Annotated in this window: 3 protein-coding genes; all 3 read right to left on the bottom strand. The window is 56.8% G+C overall.

Translation table 11 applies throughout. The features are described from left to right. Positions 1-878 (bottom strand): alcohol dehydrogenase catalytic domain-containing protein (locus tag ACIQZK_RS10650; protein ID WP_397576105.1); only part of this gene is annotated, 878 nt, incomplete at its 3' end. Next, positions 875-2,119, bottom strand: coding sequence for an aromatic ring-hydroxylating dioxygenase subunit alpha (locus ACIQZK_RS10645; protein ID WP_397576104.1), 1,245 nt, complete (start codon positions 2,117-2,119; stop codon positions 875-877). The genes ACIQZK_RS10645 and ACIQZK_RS10650, both read right to left, overlap by 4 nt. Further along, positions 2,119-2,928: aminomethyltransferase family protein (locus tag ACIQZK_RS10640; protein WP_397576103.1), on the bottom strand; the 810-nt coding region annotated here is incomplete at its 5' end. The genes ACIQZK_RS10645 and ACIQZK_RS10640, both read right to left, overlap by 1 nt.

Below are 2,928 nucleotides of genomic sequence, written 5' to 3'. Positions count from 1 at the left end.
AGCGTCCGAAGATCAAGGTCGACAACAGGCCCCGAAATCGCACCGGATACGCCATAGCGGCCTCCCCGCTTTAAGACGTTCAGGATCTCGCCGAACTGCGCGCCGCCGACAATATCGACGGCGGCGTCGAAATGCTCTTGCCCGAACAATGATACCAGATTGGCATCGCGCGGTATGACTTGGGACGCACCGAGCGCGCGGACGCTATCGGCCTTACTGTCCGCAGCCATGGCAATGACCTCTGCCCCGCGCCGCTTCGCAAGCTGGACTGCCGCTGAGCCAACGCCACCTGATGCACCCGTGATGAGTACACGCTCGCCTGCCTGCACATTGATTCGGGTCAGGATGTTTTCCGCAGTTCCATAGGCACATGGAAAGCTAGCCAGTTCGATGTCCGATAACGCAGATTCGACGCGGTGCGCATGAACCGAAGGAACGCAGGCATAGTCCGCAAAGCCGCCATCGACTTCCGAACCGAAATAGAGAATGTCGTAACGGCTCGCGCCGCAAAAGACCGGTTCGACCAAGACCCGTTCACCGATCCGGGCGGGATCGACATTATCGCCAACTGCGACAATCCTCCCGCAAGCATCTGCACCCTGAATACGCGGAAATTGAAACGCGGCACCGGACCAGCCATCATCGCCAGCGCCTTCAAGTCCCTCTGCAGCGCCCGTCTCGGTCGCCTCAGCGACCGATTTGGAATACCAGCCAATCCGCGTGTTGATATCCGTATTATTGACGCCCGCCGCGCCAACACGGATCAGGACATCATTAACACCGGGTTTCGGTACCGGCACATCATCACGCAATTCCAGCTTTTCATAACCGCCATGGCCGGTCAGCAAAACTGCCCGCATGTTGGCGGCGATGGTCACTCGGCGCGCGCCAGCCCGAACTGGTTCAAATACCATTTCTGGAAATTAAGAACGCTGCCCTCTTGGTCGGAATAGCGACCGGGACGGTAACGGCTCGACATAATCCCCGCCTGATTATTTTCGGTGATGACTTTGTCCTGCGTCGTTGTCGCGTGATAGCCCCAAATCATCTTTTCAATGTCAACCTGGTCTTCCGTCGCACGGCCATCGACAAGCCAGATCATTTCCACATCGGTTTCCAGCGCGCCGCGCGGCGTGAACTGGAACAGGATAGCGAAATGGTCGTCGGCAACAATTTGGCTGAACGGGCTGAAGCTCAGGTGCATCCGGCCGCCATCTGCCTTTGTCCGCTTGCCCATCAATGGGGCGGGTGCTGAACCATCTTGCGTCTCCGATGACCAGCCATCCTTGTTCATCCGCTGCATCAATAGACGCAGGTGGCTGCTTTCGGGGGCGTCGTCGATATTACCGATTGGCCGTCCTGCCGCTGCTGCACTCTCTTCCCAAGCCTGCAACTTGGGCGTGAAGCTTGCAATGGCGTCAGCAGGCCCCGAACTTGGCCCTGCGCCTACCGCAACGATCGACTCTGATGCATGCATTGAACAGAATTCGGGATGCGAAGGCACGCAATGATAGCATTCAAAGAAATTCTCGATGACCAGCTTCCAATTGGCGGTCGTGGGATAGCTTCCGGCGTGCGCGATCCGCGCGTCTGCAAAACCATGATAGTCGAGAATTGCGCCCATGTCGCCAAAGGTCGCGTCAAAATCGTCGGGTTCACCCTCGCTCATGTTGATGAAAATCAGGCCATGGAAAACGCGGATGTGGCAGGCGAACAGACTGTTTTCGGCTTTGTCGAAATCCTCCGGCATTAACCGCGCGGAGATCAAGCGGCCATCAAGCCCAAATGTCCATGCATGATAGGGGCAGACCAGACGCGGTGCATTGCCGCTTTCCGACTGACAAATCGTCGAACCCCGGTGGCGGCAGACGTTGAAAAATGCGCGGACGCTTTCGCTGTTTTCGCGAATGACGATAATCTGTTCATTACCGACCCGGTACAGGAAATAATCACCTTTTTCCGGGATGCGCGACACATGGCCAGCCAGCAACCATTTCCGGCTGATGATTTGATCAAAGTCGGCTTTGAAAACCGCATCGCTGGTGTAGAATTCCTGATCGAAACTGTATCCAACCTGCGTGTTCGCAGCGAGGCGGCCCATAAGTTCATTGTGTGACATCAGATTTTGATCCGTGCATTTGTGGGGTCATAAAAAGGTTTGAGCGACGCGGTGACGGGATAGCGGACACCGGCAATCTCGATTTCATAATCATCGGCGCCGATTGGCCCGACGACACCGCCATCGGCGGCATCAACATAACCAAGCCCGCACGCGCCGCCGAGCGTATGGGCATACATGCCTGAACGAATATAACCGGCGATCCGGTCGCCCTGCCAAATCGGTTCATTGTGATACAGCATGGGTTCGGGTGATTTGACCAAGAACTGCACAAGGCGCTGCTTAAGGCCGGCTTCCTTCTGCGCGGCCAAAGCCTCGCGCCCAATGAAGCCACCCGCCTTGTCCATCTTCACGGCAAAGCCAAGACCGGCTTCCAACGGTGTATCCTCATCCGTGATGTCATGGCCCCAGTGGCGATAGGCCTTTTCCATGCGCAGCGCGTTCAGCGCGTGATAGCCGCAATGCTTTAATCCAAACGCCGCGCCAGCCGCGACGATCGCATCATATACGCCCGCCATGAATTCGGTGGGAATATAAAGCTCCCACCCCAGCTCACCCACATAGGTGATGCGCGATGCGCGCACGATGGCATAGCCCAACTCAATCTCTTGCGAGGTCGCAAAGGGGAACGCCTCATGCGACAGGTCATTGGGGCTAATCGATTGCAGCAACGCGCGGCTGTTGGGTCCCATGATCGAAATGACACCCATGCCTGACGACACATTGGTCAGCACGGCATGTGCATCTTCGGGCGTATGGCGTTTCAACCAGTTGAAATCCTTCACCTCGGTTTCAGCGCCGGTGACGAT

Origin of the sequence: Sphingorhabdus sp. (assembly GCF_044338195.1) — a bacterium.
Taxonomy (GTDB): Bacteria; Pseudomonadota; Alphaproteobacteria; order Sphingomonadales; family Sphingomonadaceae; genus Sphingorhabdus_B.
This window is presented reverse-complemented; position numbering and strand designations above follow the sequence as displayed.